The sequence below is a fragment of the Candidatus Bathyarchaeia archaeon genome, from assembly GCA_038883335.1.
Taxonomy (GTDB): domain Archaea; phylum Thermoproteota; class Bathyarchaeia; order Hecatellales; family Hecatellaceae; genus JAVZMI01.
This window is the reverse complement of record JAVZMI010000002.1, coordinates 111,995-130,878: the sequence shown is the minus strand read 5'-3', so window position 1 is coordinate 130,878 and position 18,884 is coordinate 111,995. Positions and strand designations below refer to the sequence as shown.

Annotated in this window: 23 protein-coding genes; 13 read left to right on the top strand and 10 right to left on the bottom strand. The window is 47.1% G+C overall.

Annotated elements, in window-relative coordinates; genetic code table 11:
- Window positions 1-20: 20 nt before the first annotated feature.
- Window positions 21-803, bottom strand: coding sequence for a phosphopantothenate/pantothenate synthetase (locus QXJ75_01880; protein MEM3736829.1), 783 nt, complete (start codon window positions 801-803; stop codon window positions 21-23).
- Between the two features lies 1 nt (window position 804).
- On the bottom strand, window positions 805-1,707 hold the full coding sequence (locus tag QXJ75_01875) for a hypothetical protein (protein ID MEM3736828.1): 903 nt from the start codon (window positions 1,705-1,707) through the stop codon (window positions 805-807).
- A 111-nt stretch (window positions 1,708-1,818) separates the two neighbouring features.
- Between QXJ75_01875 and QXJ75_01870 the strand changes: the two genes are divergently transcribed.
- Window positions 1,819-2,511, top strand: a complete 693-nt coding sequence (locus tag QXJ75_01870) for a metallophosphoesterase (GenBank protein MEM3736827.1) — start codon at window positions 1,819-1,821, stop codon at window positions 2,509-2,511.
- Here QXJ75_01870 and QXJ75_01865 read toward each other — a convergent pair.
- On the bottom strand, window positions 2,480-2,905 hold the full coding sequence (locus QXJ75_01865) for a CBS domain-containing protein (GenBank protein ID MEM3736826.1): 426 nt from the start codon (window positions 2,903-2,905) through the stop codon (window positions 2,480-2,482). The genes QXJ75_01870 and QXJ75_01865 overlap by 32 nt on opposite strands.
- Window positions 2,906-3,361: 456 nt before the next feature.
- On the opposite strand from QXJ75_01865, the gene QXJ75_01860 reads away from it, so the two are divergent.
- Window positions 3,362-4,105: an FKBP-type peptidyl-prolyl cis-trans isomerase gene (locus QXJ75_01860; GenBank protein MEM3736825.1), complete on the top strand. Its 744-nt coding sequence runs from the start codon at window positions 3,362-3,364 to the stop codon at window positions 4,103-4,105.
- On the opposite strand, the gene QXJ75_01855 is transcribed toward QXJ75_01860, so the two are convergent.
- Window positions 4,047-4,529 carry a UPF0179 family protein gene (locus QXJ75_01855; protein ID MEM3736824.1) on the bottom strand — a complete coding sequence of 161 codons (483 nt, stop codon included), beginning with the start codon at window positions 4,527-4,529 and terminating at the stop codon, window positions 4,047-4,049. The genes QXJ75_01860 and QXJ75_01855 overlap by 59 nt on opposite strands.
- An 86-nt stretch (window positions 4,530-4,615) precedes the next feature.
- On the opposite strand from QXJ75_01855, the gene psmB reads away from it, so the two are divergent.
- Window positions 4,616-5,260 carry an archaeal proteasome endopeptidase complex subunit beta gene (gene psmB / locus QXJ75_01850; protein ID MEM3736823.1) on the top strand — a complete coding sequence of 215 codons (645 nt, stop codon included), beginning with the start codon at window positions 4,616-4,618 and terminating at the stop codon, window positions 5,258-5,260.
- 28 nt (window positions 5,261-5,288) lie between these two features.
- Entirely contained in the window at window positions 5,289-7,202 is a 1,914-nt protein-coding gene (locus QXJ75_01845) for a beta-CASP ribonuclease aCPSF1 (GenBank protein MEM3736822.1), read from the top strand.
- 28 nt (window positions 7,203-7,230) lie between these two features.
- On the opposite strand, the gene sepF is transcribed toward QXJ75_01845, so the two are convergent.
- The 4 genes from sepF to QXJ75_01825 form a co-directional block, all read right to left on the bottom strand.
- On the bottom strand, window positions 7,231-7,593 hold the full coding sequence (gene sepF / locus QXJ75_01840) for a cell division protein SepF (protein ID MEM3736821.1): 363 nt from the start codon (window positions 7,591-7,593) through the stop codon (window positions 7,231-7,233).
- A gap of 151 nt (window positions 7,594-7,744) precedes the next feature.
- Complete coding sequence (gene fhcD / locus QXJ75_01835; protein MEM3736820.1) at window positions 7,745-8,647, bottom strand: formylmethanofuran--tetrahydromethanopterin N-formyltransferase; 903 nt, start codon at window positions 8,645-8,647, stop codon at window positions 7,745-7,747.
- Window positions 8,648-8,737: 90 nt separating this feature from the next.
- Window positions 8,738-9,586, bottom strand: coding sequence for an AAA family ATPase (locus tag QXJ75_01830; protein ID MEM3736819.1), 849 nt, complete (start codon window positions 9,584-9,586; stop codon window positions 8,738-8,740).
- Window positions 9,587-9,801: 215 nt separating this feature from the next.
- Window positions 9,802-10,635, bottom strand: coding sequence for a metallophosphoesterase (locus QXJ75_01825; protein ID MEM3736818.1), 834 nt, complete (start codon window positions 10,633-10,635; stop codon window positions 9,802-9,804).
- Between the two features lie 59 nt (window positions 10,636-10,694).
- On the opposite strand from QXJ75_01825, the gene QXJ75_01820 reads away from it, so the two are divergent.
- Window positions 10,695-11,153: an SWIM zinc finger family protein gene (locus tag QXJ75_01820; GenBank protein MEM3736817.1), complete on the top strand. Its 459-nt coding sequence runs from the start codon at window positions 10,695-10,697 to the stop codon at window positions 11,151-11,153.
- A 34-nt stretch (window positions 11,154-11,187) separates the two neighbouring features.
- Complete coding sequence (locus QXJ75_01815) at window positions 11,188-11,862, top strand: V-type ATP synthase subunit D (protein ID MEM3736816.1); 675 nt, start codon at window positions 11,188-11,190, stop codon at window positions 11,860-11,862.
- On the opposite strand, the gene QXJ75_01810 is transcribed toward QXJ75_01815, so the two are convergent.
- Window positions 11,839-12,210: a nascent polypeptide-associated complex protein gene (locus QXJ75_01810; protein MEM3736815.1), complete on the bottom strand. Its 372-nt coding sequence runs from the start codon at window positions 12,208-12,210 to the stop codon at window positions 11,839-11,841. The genes QXJ75_01815 and QXJ75_01810 overlap by 24 nt on opposite strands.
- Window positions 12,211-12,335: 125 nt before the next feature.
- On the opposite strand from QXJ75_01810, the gene QXJ75_01805 reads away from it, so the two are divergent.
- The 7 genes from QXJ75_01805 (at window position 12,336) to QXJ75_01775 (ending at window position 17,159) form a co-directional block, all read left to right on the top strand.
- A complete protein-coding gene (locus QXJ75_01805; protein MEM3736814.1) occupies window positions 12,336-12,881 on the top strand; it encodes a PUA domain-containing protein in 546 nt (181 codons plus the stop codon).
- Between the two features lie 151 nt (window positions 12,882-13,032).
- Complete coding sequence (locus tag QXJ75_01800) at window positions 13,033-13,539, top strand: multiprotein bridging factor aMBF1 (protein MEM3736813.1); 507 nt, start codon at window positions 13,033-13,035, stop codon at window positions 13,537-13,539.
- Window positions 13,540-13,555: 16 nt separating this feature from the next.
- Window positions 13,556-14,815 (top strand): GTPase HflX, encoded by a 1,260-nt coding sequence (hflX, locus tag QXJ75_01795; protein ID MEM3736812.1) that lies wholly within the window; start codon window positions 13,556-13,558, stop codon window positions 14,813-14,815.
- Window positions 14,796-15,353: a tRNA (cytidine(56)-2'-O)-methyltransferase gene (locus QXJ75_01790; protein MEM3736811.1), complete on the top strand. Its 558-nt coding sequence runs from the start codon at window positions 14,796-14,798 to the stop codon at window positions 15,351-15,353. The genes hflX and QXJ75_01790 overlap by 20 nt, the downstream gene beginning before the upstream one ends.
- Before the next feature lie 9 nt (window positions 15,354-15,362).
- Window positions 15,363-15,866: a transcription factor gene (locus QXJ75_01785; protein MEM3736810.1), complete on the top strand. Its 504-nt coding sequence runs from the start codon at window positions 15,363-15,365 to the stop codon at window positions 15,864-15,866.
- Window positions 15,853-16,389: an HDIG domain-containing protein gene (locus QXJ75_01780; protein ID MEM3736809.1), complete on the top strand. Its 537-nt coding sequence runs from the start codon at window positions 15,853-15,855 to the stop codon at window positions 16,387-16,389. Before QXJ75_01785 ends, QXJ75_01780 begins: the two co-directional genes overlap by 14 nt.
- A complete protein-coding gene (locus QXJ75_01775) occupies window positions 16,386-17,159 on the top strand; it encodes a DUF2110 family protein (GenBank protein ID MEM3736808.1) in 774 nt (257 codons plus the stop codon). Before QXJ75_01780 ends, QXJ75_01775 begins: the two co-directional genes overlap by 4 nt.
- Window positions 17,160-17,282: 123 nt before the next feature.
- Here QXJ75_01775 and QXJ75_01770 read toward each other — a convergent pair whose 3' ends face one another.
- Window positions 17,283-18,701: a radical SAM protein gene (locus QXJ75_01770; GenBank protein ID MEM3736807.1), complete on the bottom strand. Its 1,419-nt coding sequence runs from the start codon at window positions 18,699-18,701 to the stop codon at window positions 17,283-17,285.
- Between the last annotated feature and the right edge of the window lie 183 nt (window positions 18,702-18,884).

Genomic DNA, 18,884 nt, shown 5'->3' with positions numbered 1-18,884 from the left:
CAGTAAATGTGGCCTGAAATTCAGGCGCCTCTAGCATGGTTTCGGCGTGTAATGTTCGCTATATGTTGTAGCCTCGAGTTTATGAAATTTATAGCCTCACTTAAGGTTTCTGAGTTGTCGTACTCCAGCACTATGGAGTCTAGTTTCTCTGGCGACTGCTTCAAGAGCTGTGCCTCATTCAACATATTCGGGAGGGCTCTGACGATGTTGTCAATTATAGTTACAGATGCCGTCTGGGATGTTCTTGAAAAAGGGTTGAGGTCAATTGCGATGACGACTTTGCCAGCCTTTCTGAGAAAAGCGGTTCTATCTCCATCCTCTAGAGGAACTAGCACAACCTCCGCTTCCGCAATTCCACGCGCATCAACTTTCCCCCTGCCGCCCATTAATCCAGGTATGCTAGTTGAGGCAGCGGCTTCCACGCCTAGAACCTCAGAGGCACCCCACCGTTTGAGTTCATTCGCTATCGCTAACTCCCGTTCTTCACTTCTATAGAAGAGGTTCACCTCAAGTTGCGCGCCAGTCAACCGGCTCAGTTCAACTAGATCGCCAGCACATAAAGCTGCCGAGTTTCCATTTACTGAGATCACCTTTTTCTCAGCTTTCAATAGTAATGCAACAGCTACCCTCTCTGCTCTTTTCGCGAAGGGTAGAGTTTGCTCTCCTAACAGATAATCGAACGCCTCACCTCTGCCGTGGGCTATTAAGCCTGCTGTCGCAACTAAACCCTCCATATGGGCTTTAATCAGCTTCTCCCTAATCCTGAGCGATTCAGCCCTTGGATGCGAGTCCGGTATCTTCATCTCAGCCAATTAGCCTCGCTCCACGATATTCAATATCTGAGATTATCACTTTCGCTGGGTTGATTTGAACCTGTTCGAGAGTGCTGAGGCACTCATGGTATTTTTCCGTCCCCACCAACGTGAATAGGGCTTCGCCGAACATATTCATGGAGAAAACCCCAGAATAGCGACAACTTAGCTCGTTCATAACATTCGCTAGGCGCGGCGTATAGAGGCTTAACCTGTCCGAGAACTCTCTTGATAGGGCTAGGAAATTCGCTAGAGTAGGGTCGTTTATCAACCTCTCCATCAGTGGACCGCTCACTTCGCTCAGACGCCCTTGGACTTTTTCATCCTTGAGGATGGGGCGGGTGGGTAATTGGCCAAGGTAGACAGAGATCACTTTTTCATCCGACTTTGTGGGTATCTGTTTCACCTCCCCAATTCCGGGGGCTCCGGGCTTGACCCTAATCTCAACACCTCCTGCAGTCTCGGCTAGAACGGTTCCGAGACCTGTACCACATTCTATCTCCGCTACATGAGCAATCTGAGCCGCTTCACTGTAGGATAAATTTAGCTTTAAAGCGTCATTCAAAGCTAGAGCCAAACTGAGAGCCCCAGCGCCACTCGAACCGTAACCAGCCCCGATTGGTACCTCGACATGGTGATCTACTGATAACTCGTAAGGTTCAGATGTAAGCCCTTTAAAGGCTTCGACGACCGCTCTTGAGACCTCTGCATGGGTCATCCTCCCGTTGATTCTGATTCTGACCCTCCACTTTAAAGCCCTCGCCGCCTTAACAGTGGTGTAGACTCCCCGCTTGAGACAGACTCCAGCTCCCCGCGAGCCATATTTTAGGGGGTCTGGGTGGCGGTGTGCTTGGAATATGCCAGTGATATGGGCAGGGGCGAAAGCTGTGCTCACCTTACTAGCCTCTTATAATGAGAAATCTAGCTCTCTTAAAATCTTTAAAGAAGCGTGAAGAGTGATTTAAACCTAACAAGTTTATTTACTAATTTATGGTAAGTGGTGGGTATGAAGATCCTCGCCTTAGCGGATATTCACGAAGCTGTTAAGTCAGCTGAGGTCGCTGCAGCTGAGGCTCAAAAACTTAAGGCCGATTTGATAACTATCTCGGGCGATATCACTAACTTTGGTGGATGGGAGAAGGCGAGAGAGATTCTTTTAGCGTTAAGAAAGTGCAATCTGCCAGTTATCTACGTTCCAGGGAACTGTGATCTGCCTGAAGTCTTTGAGATGAGCGTTGAAGGATGCTTTGATCTCCACGGGCGGATATACAGTTTTGGGGGCTACTCCTTCATAGGCGTGGGGGGTTCAAACCCAACACCCCTAGGTACACCCTCAGAGTTTGAAGAGAAAGAAATCTTAAAAATCCTAGAGGAGGCCATGGACTCCGCCGAAAATACGGGTAAGCTTATTCTGTTGTCTCACACCCCCCCATTCAGAACTAAATTGGACCGCTTGTCGTATACAATGTCCAGCCATGTGGGCAGTCATGCTGTAAGGTCATTCATAGAAAAGAGGAAACCTATACTTGCTATCTGTGGTCACATCCATGATGCGTGCGGCGTCGATAAACTTGGCGGGAGCATCCTTGTGAACCCTGGGTCTGCCAAATACGGCAATTTTGCCTTTATCACCTTGGATGGGGAGGTTGAGGTGAATCTTGGCGGCTTTAACCGCGGTACCGCTCGTGCAGAGCTTTGAGCAGGTCGAACCTAGATCCTTCACCGACGAATCTTCTTATATCACTGGTGGTGACTATCCCAGCGAGTTTGCCTTTCTTATCGACAATGGCAATTCTCCTTATGTTCTTCGCATTCATCAGCTCTGCGGCTTCGCTAATCTCAGAATTTTCGTCAATAGCCACCAGCGGCTTCGACATTATATCCTTAACTAAAACTTTCTTCGGGTCTAACTCGCGCGCCAGCACATTGTACACAAGATCCCTTTCCGTGATTATTCCACAAGGCTCATCTTTCTCACAGACCAGTATGGATCCAACTTTGTTTTTTGCGAAAACCTTGGAAGCCTCCGCCACAGTGGCCTCGGGCTTCACGGTGACTAACTCCTTTGTCATTATCGCCTTAACTTTAACCATCTAATCACCTTCAAAACTAGATACACAATATAGAACACACAACACATATAGCATTTACGAGCGTCATTGGGCTGTCGTCAAATCTTATAAGGGCTTCTGGCAGTGAGTCAACGCTGAGTGCCGCCACTGTTAAGTAACAAATTAGCACAGTCTGAATAACCATTTCACTCTCTTTTGTCTCTCCTACTGTGAGGCTGGCTGTGAGCACCGCTGTCAATGGTTACCTTTTAATCGTCTTACGGCTGAAAAACTAGTAGCCCACAGGTTCTCCTAAAAAGCCATACTGCGCAACTTAAGGGTAAACTAATTGCTTAGGCTCTATCTGTTTAACCAAATAAAACCTTAACTACGCGCTCAAATTTTGCGTAATATTAATTACGCGTATAGTGGCATAGAGGAAAAAGTTAAAGGTTTAATTTTAGCAGGTAGGTATCGTAAAAAAAGGGGATTGTTGCGGTGCCGACAGTAAAAGGGGACTTCATTCTACTTGAGTATACAGCTAAGGTCAAAGAGAGTGGAGAGATTTTCGACACCTCCTCGGCTGATGTGGCTAGGCAGGCCAACATATTCCGTGAAAATGCCAACTATGAACCTATCCTCGTAGTCCTCGGAGAGAACTGGGTTTTGAAGAGCCTCGACGAGAAACTCATCGGACTTGAGGTTGGGAAGAAGGAGACCGTCGAGATACCCCCAGAAAAAGCCTTTGGATTTAGGGATCCCTCCAAAATCAAGTCGATCCCTCTGAAGAAATTCGACACAAAAACGCCCCTTCGCCCTGGTATGGAGATCGAGCTCGAGGGAAGAACAGCCGTAGTTCGGAGTGTGGGGGCAGGGCGAGTTCTGGTCGATTTCAACTTGCCTCTGGCTGGGCGGACACTGGTCTATGAGGTTGAGGTTAAAGGCTTACTTAAAACTCCTCTTGAGAAGATTAGAGGTTTAATTCACCGCCGGCTTCCATCGGTTCCCCCCGAGAAGTTCGGTGTGGATATCAGAGATAGGCAGGTGGAAATCGTGGTGGCTGAGGAGGCTCTCTCCTTGGAGGGGTTGAACTTGGCGTTGCGAGGAATAGCGTTTGACATCCAAAAATTCTTCCCAGAAATAGATGTGGTGCAATTCGTAGAACGGTATGAGCGGAAGAGTGTTAAGGCTGAGTCTGGTAAGGAAGAACCGAAACCTCAATCAGCCGACGTTCATATGTAGGGCAGTTGAAACCTGTACCTACACTCACTATCTTTATTGCGTCTCCCTCCCGTAGGGCTGCTGGAACACATTTTTCGTAATATTTACACGAGACCTCTGAACAGATGGGTGGCTGGAACCTAATAACCGCGCCATTGATGGCGGATTCGGGCCGAACTGCCACCTCTAATACGGCCTCTTCGACTTCAACGAGCCTCACATGTTTGCCGAAAGCCTTACACTCCACTATCTTGTCCTTCAATTTCGAAACTCGGTAGGTTCTATGTACGGCGAGGTTGCCGTGGCAAACAGGTGCAAATCTGCAACCTCTACACTCCGCTGCTACTCCTTCGTAAGTGAACTTAAAGTCCTCTCTACATTGTTCTTCCCAGATAAAAGTCAACACCTTACTCTTGTTCAACTCTTTCCTCTCTAAATATCCCAAAAACCTTTTTAAGTTAGACAGCTTTTTTATCGATACTCTGTTTATCCGCTTGAGGAGTCTTCCACGACTTTAGGAGTAATCAAATTATGATGGAGCCATATAAACTTGGCACTGAACTGGTATTAAAGGGAACGACCACCGTGGGTGTCATCTGCAAAGATGGTGTCATCTTAGCTACGGATACAAGAGTTACGATGGGAACATTTGTCGCCCATAGGCGTGGCAAGAAAGTTTACCCAATAGACAACCACATTGCCATAACAATAGCAGGCACAGTCGCTGATGCCCAAAACGTGGTGGACATACTAAAAGCAAACGCTGCACTCTTCAGGGTTAGTAACAGAAGACCTATATCCGTTCGAGCAACCACACAGCTGGCCGCTAATATTCTGTTCGCCAATAGGTGGTTACCTCTGTCATTGCAAGCTATATTAGCTGGAATAGATGTTGAGGGAGCGCATATATTTACACTTGACCCATTTGGAAGTATCACGGAGGAGAAAAAATTCTTCGCTACTGGTTCTGGTTCCCCGGTAGCCTTTGGGATTTTGGAGGATGGTTATAGAGAAAATATGAGTTTAAATGAGGCTATCCAGCTTGTGGTAAGGGCGGTCACCGCGGCTATGAAGCGTGATGCGGCCAGTGGTGACAGTTTTGACGTAGCTGTTGTAACTACTGAAGGTTACCGTGAGCTTAGTGAGGGTGAAAAGCTTCAGCTTTTAGTTATTTAAGGCGCCCAAAAAATCGACAGTGAACATCTTGAACAGCGAAGGTACACAAGCTAAGATACAGCAAACCATATTACAGCACGTACCACCCGAGGCAGAGGTAACTAGGATAGAGTTTGAAGGTCCACGATTAGCTATCTACACTAAGCGGCCAGATGTTCTAGTAGATAAGAACTATATCGTAGCTGAGATCGCCAACCTGCTACGGAAAAGGATAACCATACGCTCAGATCCCTCCGTCAGGGCTCCTGAGAGTGAAGCCGAAGCAACTATTAGGAGCATTGTCCCGCCTGAAGCTGAGATAACTAATTTGATCTTCGACCACCCTTTGGGGGAGGTGGTGATAGAGGCAAAGAAGCCAGGCCTAGTAATTTGCAAGAATGGGTCTATGCTCCAAGAGATTATCAGAACGACAAGGTGGCGTCCTCATGTTCTGCGAAGCCCCCCTATTCCGTCAAAGATTATAGCGAACATTCGGCACTATCTCTACTCGGAGGTAAAAGACAGAGAACGCATCCTCCGCTCCGTTGGGGAGAGGATCTTCCGGCCGACATTATACCGTGATAAAGAAGTTCTCCTGACACCCTTAGGTGGATTCCAGCAAGTGGGAAGGTCTTCTATTCTGCTCAGGACGAAGGAAAGCAACATCCTCATCGATGCAGGCATAAATCCAGCTACCTCGGATCCTGCGGAGTGTTTCCCAAGGTTGGATGCCAACGAGTTCAACCTAGAGGATTTAGACGCTGTAATTATCTCACACTCCCACCTAGACCATTGCGGGCTACTGCCGTTACTCTATAAATATGAGTACGATGGGCCAGTTTACTGCTCAGAACCCACTTTGAGTCTCATGACTCTGCTCCAACTTGACTACCTTGATGTGCTCAGTAAGGAGGGGGCGCCACTCCCATACGACCATAAGAATGTCCGCGAAGTTGTCCTTCACGCTATCCCAGTTAATTACGGCGTCGTAACCGATGTGGCGCCTGATGTTAGATTGACACTACATAACGCAGGGCACACTCTCGGCTCGTCTATCTTGCATTTGCACGTAGGTGAAGGTGTTCATAACATTGTCTATACAGGGGACTTTAAGTTTATGCAGACTACGCTCCTAGAGGCCAGCACCGTCGCATTCCCTAGAGTTGAGACTTTAGTTATGGAGAGCACGTATGGGTTGCCGCAGGATGTTATGCCTAGTAGAGCGAATGTTGAGCAGAAGCTTGCAAGTGTCGTCAATGAGACACTTAGCCGAGGAGGTAAGGTTCTTATTCCAGTTCTCGCCGTGGGGCGGGCTCAAGAGATAATGTTGGTTTTAGATGAGCATATGCGTAAAGGTTTGATTAAAGAAGTTCCAATTTTTATAGAGGGGATGATAAATGAGGTCACAGCCATCCACACCGCCTACCCAGAGTATCTGTCAAAGGAGCTGCAGAGTAAGATCCTATACGAAGATCTCAACCCCTTCCAATCTGATTATTTCGTTCCAATTAAGAACCCTGAGGCCCGCCAAGAGATTGTAGAAGGTTCGCCGTGTATCATCTTAGCTACTTCAGGAATGCTGGAAGGGGGGCCAGCTCTCGAGTATCTCAAACACCTGGCCTCTGATGAGAAGAATACTCTTGTGCTGGTGAGTTATCAATTCGAAGGAACTTTGGGTCGCCGAATTCAATCGGGTGCTAGAGAGATCTCTTTGGTTAATGCTAACGGCAAAGTGGAGGCGTTGAATGTCAAAATGCATGTTGAGTTCATAGAAGGCTTCTCAGGCCACTCAGACAGGAATCAACTCATCGCATATCTAAAGAAGATGACACCCAAACCTCAGCGAGTTATCGTATGCCACGGGGAGAAGAGCAAGTGTCTAAGCCTTGCATCCGCGATTAGGGGACTATTTAAAGTGAATGCGGTCGCCCCCTCAAATTTGGAGACTATACGGCTATGTTGATTACGTAAAAAAAGTAGCACTGCCCCTTTTAATAATCCGTTTCAGCAGGCTTAGCTGTCTGCGTTGTGATGGTCTCTATAGCTTTCTTCCGCCAGATCCTTATGGGCGAGGGTGTCACCACTATTCGTTCTTCCCCAAGTCTTGCTATGTCTCCCCCAATAGTCTCCACGTAAGACTTCAACTCGTCGATGGCGCTTTTCACGTCTTCAATGCTCTTCTCCGCCATCGGGGTTATCTTGACTATTAATATGTTTCCAGCGTCAAGTTCATTCTTGATCTTTGAAATATCCACATAGTCGGAGAGGGGGAGAGCCTTAACGTAAGTGGTAGTCTTTGGCTTCTCCGCAGCTTTCGTTGTTGCCTCAGCAGCAGACTCGGTTTCAGAAGTCATCTTTTAGACCTCATCTTTAGAGTATTAAAGGTTATCGAACTTAAAGATTACTGCATTTGCCAGCTATGATGATTTAATGTAATCAGCATTCATCACGTAGGCTCAGAATCCTAAAATAGACCAAAACGGCTGCAACAAATTTTCCTACCTATTAAATGGACAACCCCAATCTCTTAAGGTGTATCTTATATGGGCCTAGCTTACCTCCAAAATTCGCCGCAGAGACCTTTACGACACCTGGGGTCTTAGCCGCAGCCTCAATACCCAATTTCATCGCCATCTTCACAGAGGCGAGATTTATACCATTATAAATCAGCTCATAGACACATTTCACGTTTTCTGGTATTCGGCTCTCAGGGACTACGCCCCGCAAAGTGGGGCAGAAGGGGTGGTTTGTTGAGGCAGGCAGCTTATACTTTAAGGAGCCAACCTTCGAGCCAGACCGACAGACTCCACCGGGAAAAGACATGATGACACCTTCAACTTTGCCTATGACTGCTTCAACAGCGCTTTCCGCAGCTGTCAAACCTGCCTCTGCACTTTCGGCCATGACCAAAAAGTTCCCCCCAGCAACCCCTAGCTTCACGCCAAATTTATCTTCTACAATGAACTCGCCCTCCATTACTGGAATGCGCCATATACGTCTCCCGCCGAGGGTGTCTTTTTTCTGGAAACCGTCGCCGAAGTATCGGAGACTGGATCCTATCTTCAGCCGTTTTGTTGCTCTTTCGCCCATCGCGTCGAAGGCAGCTGTTGTGGGTGCTGTCATTATGCATTGTCCAGTTCTCCGCAGGAGCTGATCTTTCAACGCGTGACCACTGTTATGGTAAACCTGAATTATGACTCCTGGTCTTCCATCAGGAGTCTCATTTGGCTGGGTTGTTTTCTCTATTCCAGCTTCGGCTGGTGACATAATTACCGACACAGCGAAGCCCGTGGCGGCTTGGGCTGATTTTAGAGCCCACTTCTCATTGGTGGCTGTTATTAACATTCTACTGGCCCACATAGGGAATGCTTCCGCGAAGGTGTCCTCGATTTCTACCTCCACCTTGATCTACCCTCCTTAATCCCAGTTAGGATGGGTGGTATTCTCTATAAATTAACTTAAAACTTTCCATAGGGCTATCATGGTAGGGCTCTCAGTTTAGGAGTTTGGTCTATCCTTTTTTGTGGCCGCTGCTATTAGTTTCTCTAAGACCTCTTCTATCTTCCGGTAAAATTCTACTTCGCGAGGGAGTTCCACCACCGGCCTCCCAGCTAAGTTGAGCTCTTGAATTTTCGCTTCGTAGGGTAGAGTTCCTAAATACTCGGCGCCTATGCTTTTCGTGTGAGATCTGATCTTTTCCTCTATGAATGGGTATGAGCCCTTTGGGAACTCTCTTGCAAGGTTGCCTAAAATAAAGACCCTCCCTACCGGGATGCCCTCTTTCAGTGAGAGCTCCGACAATGTCTTCTTTATTCGCTCAAGCGTTTTTAAGCTTGTTTCTGAGGGGTCGGTGAGTATGACGAGATTGTCGACCCAAGAGGCGGTCTTCCTTGATATTTGCTCAAGTCCTGCTTCACAGTCCATTAGAATAAAGTCGTAGGCGTAGTCTCCTTTCAATACATATTTTTCTACAGCGTGCTTTAGTAGATAATTAATATAGCAGTAGCAGCCGCCGCTCTCCCCCCTGCCCATAACCAACAGATCATAGTCTTCCTGCTCATTCTCCAACATGAGGTTCTGGAACCTGCTTTGGAAGAGTTCGGGGTCAATAGACTTCCCTTTAAACTCCTCGGTAAGATGGTCAAGGGTAGTGAATTTTTTCACCCCCAAGGCGGCTGGCAGACAAGTATTCGGATCCGCGTCTACAGCTAAAATCGTCGGTGTCTTCCCAAGTTTCGTCTCCAATTCCTTTCGGCGTTCGATAAGTGCCTTAAGGAGTAGCGCGGTGAAAGTGGTTTTACCTACACCACCCTTCCCAAAGACGCCGATTATTAGAGGCACTCTCACCACATCCTTTAGGTTACTGGCTACTCGAAAGGCTCTGCGTGTGAAATAAGGTTTTCAACTCTCCTGCCTATGTGAAAGTGGAACTTTGTCTGATATTGGTCTCTCTAATGTAGTATTCAAACATCTAAAAGCTTTCCTTCACTAAGTTTTGGTTGTGGTTTTGAATTTTCGAATTTTGTGAGCGAAAATCTGGCCGTTTGTGTATTCATCGTAAATCATGAAAACCTCTTTAGATCCTTCAACTCCCCTAGAAAGGTTCCGTCTGTCAGTATGACCTCTGAGGTCTCTAGCTCTGCAGCTGCATTTCTAAGTATTGGGCCTAAAAGTTCATCGTGAGTTATGGCGTTTAATGCGAGTCCACCCAGCATTTCATTAAACGCTGGCATAATGATCATATTGGTACATCCAACTTTGACTCCGAACTTTTTATATAGAGTCTCCGCGGCATCTCCATGCTCTACCTCTATGTTCCTATTTTTGAGAAAGCCCTTAACTATCTTTTCAGAATCTAACCTCACCTTGAGCCAGATAGGCTTTATAGTCTTGAACCCAAAGAGACCTCTGAACTGGATTGCCGGATGTATATGACCTACAATCCAGTATCTAGCTTCGAAGAGCTTTTGAGCCGGCCATGTATGGCCATGGAACAGGCCTATCTTATCGTTACCTTCCATTAATAACCCTCTACTAGACCTGATGGTGAGGTCCTTCTTGGCTAAACGTGAGATTCCCCCATCGTGGTTGCCGAGTATCAGCTCCACGGGTACCTTCTCACTGATTTTTTCGATAAATCTTGGCAGATCTAGCCGCTCTAACAAGGAGACGACCGGTATGCCATGCTTCAGATCACCTAATATTATGAGGCGGTCGGGCCTAGTCTCCTCTATAAGCTTGGTAAGGTTGGCTTCTATCTTATAAGTTTGGGATGGCAGATTTATTCCCATCCTCACAAGCTCAGCCTCAAAACCTAAGTGAAGGTCTGATACTACAATGGTCTTCTCTCGATTTTTGATAAGAGCTGCAGGCCAAGGGAAATAAGGCCGTATCAAACATCGCACCGAAAGAATTTTACCTCTGCCCCATAAATAAACTAATCAAACCTACCCTCATGGCGGAACAGATTTTGGATAAAGAGATTGATGCGCTAAATAAAATCTGCGAGGGAATAGATAATTTAAAGGGTCTCTCAGATGGCCAGAAAGCTAAATTATCCGCAATCTTCGGTAAGCGTCTCGTTAACGCCCTAAAGGCAGTAGATGAGTTGGCTGTAAAGAAATATGTGTTCGAGCCTAGTGGGAGACTTGTATGGGTAGTGGTCGGGAAAGAGCGAGACTACCAAGTAATTCCTGCAGCAAATTATTGCAGTTGTGACGACTTCTACTTCCATGTAATCGAGGGTACCACTCCAATATGCTACCACATTCTCGCCCAAAAGTTGGCTGAACTTCTAGACCGTTTTGAAATCATAGTCGACTCAGACGACATCTACGATGTTCTAGTTGGAGAATGGCGGTTTATAAAAAAGGAAGACTTCGCCATACAGAAGCAACAGTTAAAAGGCATATAGTATAAAATTATACTCCAGCAGGGGTGGTTCTATTTTGTCCAGTGAGCGGGTCTCGACCGTGAAGGCTACACGTGCTGAGCTATTGACTTTGAGGAGAAGAGTTAAACTAGCAAAGAGGGGGCATGACCTCCTCGTTGAGAAGAGGGATGCATTGTTAATGCACTTCCTCAAGTATGTACGGGATGTCGGCCCACTCCGTGAAAGATTGAACAAGGCACTTGAGTCCGCTTACAGGAATTTCATGGTGGCGCAGATAATACTCGGGCCAAGAAAACTCGAAGAAATATCTTACACGGCCCCTGATCGTTTTAACGTTAATGAGAGGTACCGAAACATAATTGGCGTTACTATCCCGCTACTAGAACTTTCCGCTGAGAGGGTTTCTGAGAAAGGTTGGTGGTATAATTTCCCAGAGACAACAGCTACCGTCGATGATGCAATTAAGACCTTCGAGAAGGTTCTTGAAACGATCGTGGAGCTGGCTGAGATTGAGACGGCTGTAAAACGGTTGGCTGAGGCTGTTACGATGACGAAGAGGAGAGTTAACGCTCTGGAGAACGTTATCATCCCTAGATTTGAAAATAATATACGGTTCATTCAGTTCCATCTGGAGGAGATGGCGAGGGAGGACTTCTTCAGACTTAAGAGGATAAAGATGATTCATGAAGCCGCCGAAGAGGCAGCTTCACCTCCTCTTGGAAGTCAGTAGCAATATCGCCTGCGCCAGATCCCCTCCCGTCTTCTCCAAAGCCTCTTTAGCCTCGTTTAGGCTCACATTTGCTTGTGTAGCGACGAGTTGAATGTCCTCGTCGGGTGTCTTCGGCTTGGTTTCAACGGTTACCTGTGTAGGAGCAGTGATACGTTCTATTAGACCTTCTCCAATAACTTGGAACATCTTCTGGCCTTGAAAGTCTATGACTGTAACCGTTGGGTTTCGAACCACCATCTCCTTCGTATCAGTCTTAAAGATGACTTCTCTCACCTCTGGGAGCTCTTTTGCATCTATGCCTATACGGCTCATCATCCTCTTAGCTTCCCTCGAACTCAGCCGCTTCATGGCTATAAGCACTCCAATAAAAAAAATGACATAACGTAGCTATTAATCTAAGCCATCCGGGTTAGCTAAGACAGAGTTAAATGCCGCATCAACCTTCTTGACATGCACGATAGGGATATAAACTATTGTTCCAAAAAATTAAACCTAGCAGCTTTAGGTGGTACATTACGGGTTCACTATTAAAACCATCTCAAAAAGATGAGAGTCTCCTAAAGATAAGGAGCATCGCAGACTACCAGTTTGGTAGAGGGGCAGGTGTATCTCTCTTCCCCAAGAGTGTCAGAATCAAACTCTCACCCACCACAGGAAAAGTCAGACATGTGTATCTGAAAGGTAAACTTCTCGCAACGTTGAGGCCCACAGACGGTCTCTTCGGGTTGACTGTGGAGGGGGCGAAGCGTCTCCTCAAAACCTTCAAGTCTCCACGGTTAAGAGTCGTCGTAGCTGGCGATATCGAAGAGTTCATAAGGGCTGGGAGGAGTGTCTTCGCAAAGCATGTAAAGGTGGCAGATCCTAATATAAGACCCCGGGATGAGGTTGTGGTGACGAACAGTAGAGATGAAGTCTTAGCAGTTGGGAGAGCTGTGTTGGCGGGTTGTGAGATGTCTCTCTTCAGGTTGGGTGTAGCGGTCAAGGTCCGCCACGGTTCACACTCCAATTGTGAAGCGTAATCATTGGAGCCGGCTACTGCCGTTAACCATGGCCTACGACTTCTTATCCAAAGTTCAGCTTACGCACTGCGTCACCCTTAGATTATCGCCAACCATAAAAATAATACCGAGTTTATACTATATCTTTAATAGATCTCAAAGGTCACTCGATATGCGATGTGAGATTTGCGGTAAAGTCTCTCCTAACAAGCTCCTTCCCGTGTCCATCGAGGGCGCTAGGCTTCTAGCCTGTGTAGAGTGCGCAAAGCTTGGGACATTAGACATTAAAACGGGCGGGGTAAGCTCTAGTCTATCTAGGAAAAATAGCGTAGCAACTCGGGCTCCTCCGCCAATCAGGCAGAGCAGGGGTCTCTCAGACATCCGACCAGATGTTTATGCTGTCGTGGATGACTACGGTTTAAGGGTGAGGAAAGCCCGTGAGGAGCATGGCTGGTCTCAGGAAGAGTTGGGTAAGATGATCAATGAGAAAGCCTCCCTTATCGGGAAAATAGAGACATCAAAGCTCACCCCTAGCCTGTTAATAGCTAAAAAGTTGGAGCATGTGTTAGGTGTCTCCCTCTTGGTGAAGGAGGACTTTCCAGTTACACAGACGTCCCCTCCTCTGCGTTACGATTTAACTATAGGCGATGTGGTTACATTCAAGAAACAGGAGAAGTGAAATGTTCAGGTTGCCGGTGATTCTGGTCGAGCGTAGGCTTGGGAATGTAAGCTTGCTTGGGGAGCTTCAAAGCTTAGCTGAGTCTGCAGGTTACTGTGTGGTGGAGACTCTCGAGCAAGTTAGGGCTCCAGATTCGCGATATCAAATTGGCAAAGGCAAATTGGAGGAACTAGCTAGGCTTGTTAGAGAGACTAATGCCCAGCGAGTAATATTTGAGAATGAGCTGAAGCCTGTCCAAGCCTACAATATTGCAAAGGCGACTGGTGTGGAAGTGATCGACAAATTCCAACTTATCCTCGAAGTGTTCAGCCGCAATGCATCTACGAGGGAAGCTAAGCTCCAGATCGAACTTGCTAGATTGCGTTACGAGTTAACTCAGGCTAAAGAGAAGGTGCGGTTGGCTAAAAAAGGCGAGCAGCCCGGTTTCCACGGTCTGGGCAGGTATGAAGTAGACGTATATTTTGAAGCGATAAAACGGCGTGTTGCCAGCATCGAGGCTCAGCTTCTGAGGCTGAGGAGGATGAAGCAGGTGAAGCGGACTTTAAGGTCTGACCTAGGCTTGCAGACCATATCTCTGGCGGGCTATACCGTCGCAGGGAAGAGTACGCTATTCAAAGCCTTAACCTCGGTACCCGCGAAGGTTGATAGAGGACCCTTCACAACATTATCCCCAAAGACCTCAACCATCGACTTTCACGGAAAGAAGGCTCTCTTAACTGACACTGTTGGCTTCATAGACAGGATACCCATAACCTTGATAGAGGCCTTCAAATCTACCTTAGATGAGACGGTCTTCTCAGACTTGATAGTTCTAGTTGTTGACGTTAGCGAGAACATCTCCGAAATAGAGAGGAAGCTGCGTTGTTGCTTGAAGACTTTGAGGGAGATAGGTGTGTGCACAACCCCCATAATTACAGCCTTTAATAAGGTCGACCTAGTCGACTCAACTACATTAGATAAAACTCTGGAAGAGTTAAAAGGACTTGCGCCGAACCCGGTGCCTATCAGCGCCTTGTACTCTATTAACCTCGAGAAATTAAAGCGGATGATCTTTGAGAAGTTGAAAGGCTTCGTGAAGGCGTCCTTCAGGCTACCTTTAAATTCGTCGTCTCTGTCGTTGATCTCAAAAATCCACACACTTTCCTCGGTTGTGAGTCAACTTTACGGTGAGAAGTCTGTAACGATTACTGTGGAATCCGCTGGCTTAGTAATAGACAAGATAAAGAACCATATAGAGAATGCAGGTGGTCAAGTACTTGAAACTCAGCAAGTATAATGTCACGGTCTTGCGCCTTGGTCATCGTCCATCTAGGGATTTGAGGGTTACCTCCCATGTTGCACTAGCAGCTCGTGCCCTAGGAGCGGATGGGGTTATTATAGCTGACACTCTCGATAGAAGAGTAGAGACCACCGTACATAAGGTTGTCAAAAACTGGGGTGGAGATTTCAACGTCGTAACAGGGGCTCCATGGAGAAAAGTTATTCACGACTGGAAGGCAAATGGAGGAGAGGTTATCCACCTGACCATGTATGGCCTTAACGTCGAAGAGGTTATTGGTAAAATCAGAGCATCTAACCGGGATAAGTTGGTCGTGGTGGGCGCCTCAAAGGTTCCTGGCGAACTTTATAGTCTCGCCGACTACAATGTGAGCGTAACGAACCAACCTCACTCGGAGGTTGCCGCTTTGGCGGTATTCCTCGACAGGCTTTTCGAGGGGCGCGAGTTATCATTCAGGTTTGATGGGGCGAGGTTAAGAGTAGTTTCATCGCTGGATGGTAAAAACGTGATTTACGCTAATCGGGCGATGGTCTAGGTGCCGTAGATGGTGGACGAGTCCTTGCTCTATAGGGTGGTGTCGAGGTTCGGTGAGGATGCTGTGAAGATTATGAAGGAGCTTATGGCTAAAGGTAAAGCCACCGAGGACGAGTTAGCTAGGGCCACCGGAGTTAAACTTAACGATATAAGGAGGATCCTCTTCAAGCTCAGTAACTTCTCTCTAACCTTCACCGAGAGCATTCAAGATGAGAAGACTGGTTGGATAATTTTTTATTGGAAACCCCAACCCGAGCGGTTGGATACCGTCGTTAAGACGCAAAAGCGAAGAATCCTAGATAAACTGAACGCAAGACTTGAGTATGAGAAATCACACGACTTTTATTACTGTAAAAGTAATGACTGCCAGAGGCTTACCTTCGAAGAAGCTATGGAATCGATCTTCAGGTGTCCTAAGTGTGGGAGAAACCTCGAACACTTCGATAACACGAAGATCCTAGAGACATTAACTAAGACCATTAACATGCTTAAGGAGGAAATTGAAAGCGAGTAGTCTCCCCTCAAGGTGTGAAGCATTAAATATTCTAAAGGAAGCTGGCTGCTCCACAGAGATTATAGAACATGCAAAGAAGGTCGCAGACTTCGCTCTAAAGATAGCTGAAGGTTTGAGGAGGCAAGGGCTCAACATAAACCCCCATCTTATAGAAGTAGGTGCCATCCTACACGATATTGGGCGCTCTAGGACTCACGGTGCAGATCACGGTTATTGTGGTGGCACGATAGCCTGCGCCCTTGGGCTACCTAAAGAGGTGGTAAACATAATCGAGAGGCATGTGGGGGCTGGCATCTCAGCCGAGGAGGCTTCAGCTTTGGGGCTGCCTAACCGTGACTTTATCCCTGAAACCCTAGAGGAAAAGATAGTCGCATACGCTGATAAACGGATTAAGGGCGACCGTATAGTTAACTGTGACGAAGCATTAGAAGACTTCGCCAGAAGCTTAGGATACGACCATCCAGCCGTTAGTCGTCTCAAGGCTCTCTTTACAGAATTTAGTTTAGTGGATGTAGATCTTTGACCACCCTCACGCTGATTGAGAAGATTCCACAGACAAACCTGAATGAGGTCGAGTATGCCCTATCCCAACTCCTGAGATCGCTCTCCTTAGGTCTAAATGTAAACTTCGCTCTAATGGGTTTAGATGAGAGTGGGCATCTTTCAATTGAAGTTGGCGGCGAAGACGCAGAGGTCCTCACTTCGCTACTAAGCCGGAACCTCGTGTTGACCGAGGCGCTCAAGATGCCTCCCCCAACCAATTATATTTTAAAGGCAACCGTGAAAGAGATCAACTCTGGCGAGGCAGAGCTATTGTTAGACCTTGGCTCCTCGGTGTATGAGGGGTCTATAACGAAGGAACACCTGAAGGCATACTTGCTAGATGGTAGAGATCTCCCGTTGCCTGCTCTAGCAGATCTATTCTGTCTAAACGAAGGGGTTCCTGTCGAGGTTAGGGTTGTAACAGTTGATGAGTGTAAACGGCGGGTTTATGTCGAGTTTACCAGTCTTCAGCTCTTAACGTTGATGGGGTGGATTTCGGATTTACTTGAGAGAGTTGTAGTCGTTGGTGTGACTAGAAGACAGATAAAGAATGCGCTGGCAAAGGCTGGAAGTCTTCGAAAGATCGTTAAAATCGAGCGACTTGGTTTCTTATCTCACGCAATCCCCTGCAAACTCGGCTACCCTGCAAGTTCAATAGAAACCAGCCTAAAGAAAGCTCTTCCACTAGCTTCCACATATTTATTCAGCCCAAAGAATATAGTTGAACACATAGTGAACCGGAAGCTTTAGGTAGGAGACAAGGCGCCATAGCTTCCCTGCCCTTATCACAGTTTGTCCACGCCCTTTGCTGGGCTCTAGTATGAAGCAGCATTTGTCAATAAAGCCTAGATTTAAAAATCGTGGAGGCAAGCGTCACTTAAGTGAGCTCTTCCCCATAACTCTCGGCAGTCTCAGACTTCGCTTGAAGTAGGTCCCAAGCCCTTGAACTATCATCTCCTTGAACTGGCCGCCTTTAATGTAACGCCAGAGAACCTTAGGTCTCAGGTAGAACCTGAGGTATGCCTTCTTTAGGAGTTTTGTTAGCTCCTCCTCGGTAAACTCCCGCGTAGCTAAGACAGGCTTTATGACTGTGTATCGTGACCAATTCTCCGTGAGTAACAAACCTTGCTCTTTAGCCATCTCATACAGCTCAGTACCAGGATAGGGTGTTGCGACGGAGAACTGGGCGTAGTCTGGGTCTAGTTTCTTGGCAAACCTTATGGTCTGTTCTATCTCCTCTTTTGTCTCTCCAGGCATGCCTATCACAAACGAGGCGACCGTCTTTATGCCTAGCTCCCTAGCCCACTTCATACATCTTATGCTCTGTTCAACCTTTATGCCCTTCTTCATCAGGTCTAGAACCCGTTGAACGCCAGACTCGACGCCGAAGTATATCATAACACACCCAGCACTCTTCAGAGTCTCCAGAAGTTCTCTAGTCAATATGTCCACCCTCGTGGAGCATACCCATACGGTACCCAGCTTCCTCCTCTTGATCTCGTCACAGATGGCCTCCGCTCTCTTCCGGTCTAGTGTAAATGTGTCGTCTACAAACTCCACATAGGGGGCTTTGTAGGCCTGCTGGAACTCCTCTACTTCGTCAACTACGTTCTTAGGACTCCTAGCCCTGAACTTCTTCCCGAACAGTAGAGAGGAAGAGCAGAAAACACATTGGAAGGGGCAGCCTCTACTTGTAAGGATTGTTCCCAGTATTCGTTTCTTACCAAAGGCTCGGTACTCCCCCATCGGGAGGAGGTGGCGGGCTGGGAAGGGCAGTGAGTCAAGGTTGGCTATTAATGGTCGCGGCGGTGTTCTTACCAGTTCGCCGTCTCTTCGAAAGACTATCCCTTTAACCTGCTTGAGATCCCCCCCAGCTTCTATCGTCTTCACAAGTTCCACGATGGTTTCCTCCCCTTCTCCTATACACCCTATATCGATGGCGGGGTTCTCCCTCATTGTCTGCTCTGGTGTGAAGGTAAAATGGGCACCACCTAGGAGTATCTTCGAGTCAGGGCTGCTCTCCTCAGCTATCCTAGCGGCTCTTAGAGCTTCATTTATTGTAGCAGTGGTAGCGGTCAGCCCAATGATATCCGGTTTCCTCCTCACGAACTCATCTCGCAATTGGTCGAAGGTCATTCGGTAAACGGGGGCGTCGAGGATTTCTACCTTGTAATTAGCTCTCTCTAAAACAGCCGCAAGATAGGCTAGTCCCATGGAGGGTGCAACCATATCTAACGCGGCGAGGGTTTCCAAGTCTGGCCTAGTTGGAGGTTGGACGAGCAGGATATTCATCTCAGTTATCCTGTTCCTTTTATTACGTATTCTATGCTTGTTAACAGTATCTTCCTCGAATACCATATAAATTTGGTGTCAATCCTAAACTCAGACATATTCTCGGGTGCGTGTTAGATAGAAATTACAGGTTATAATGCCGTAATCGGAAAGGGTGAGAATAAAAGCTTAAAGTCTATCATG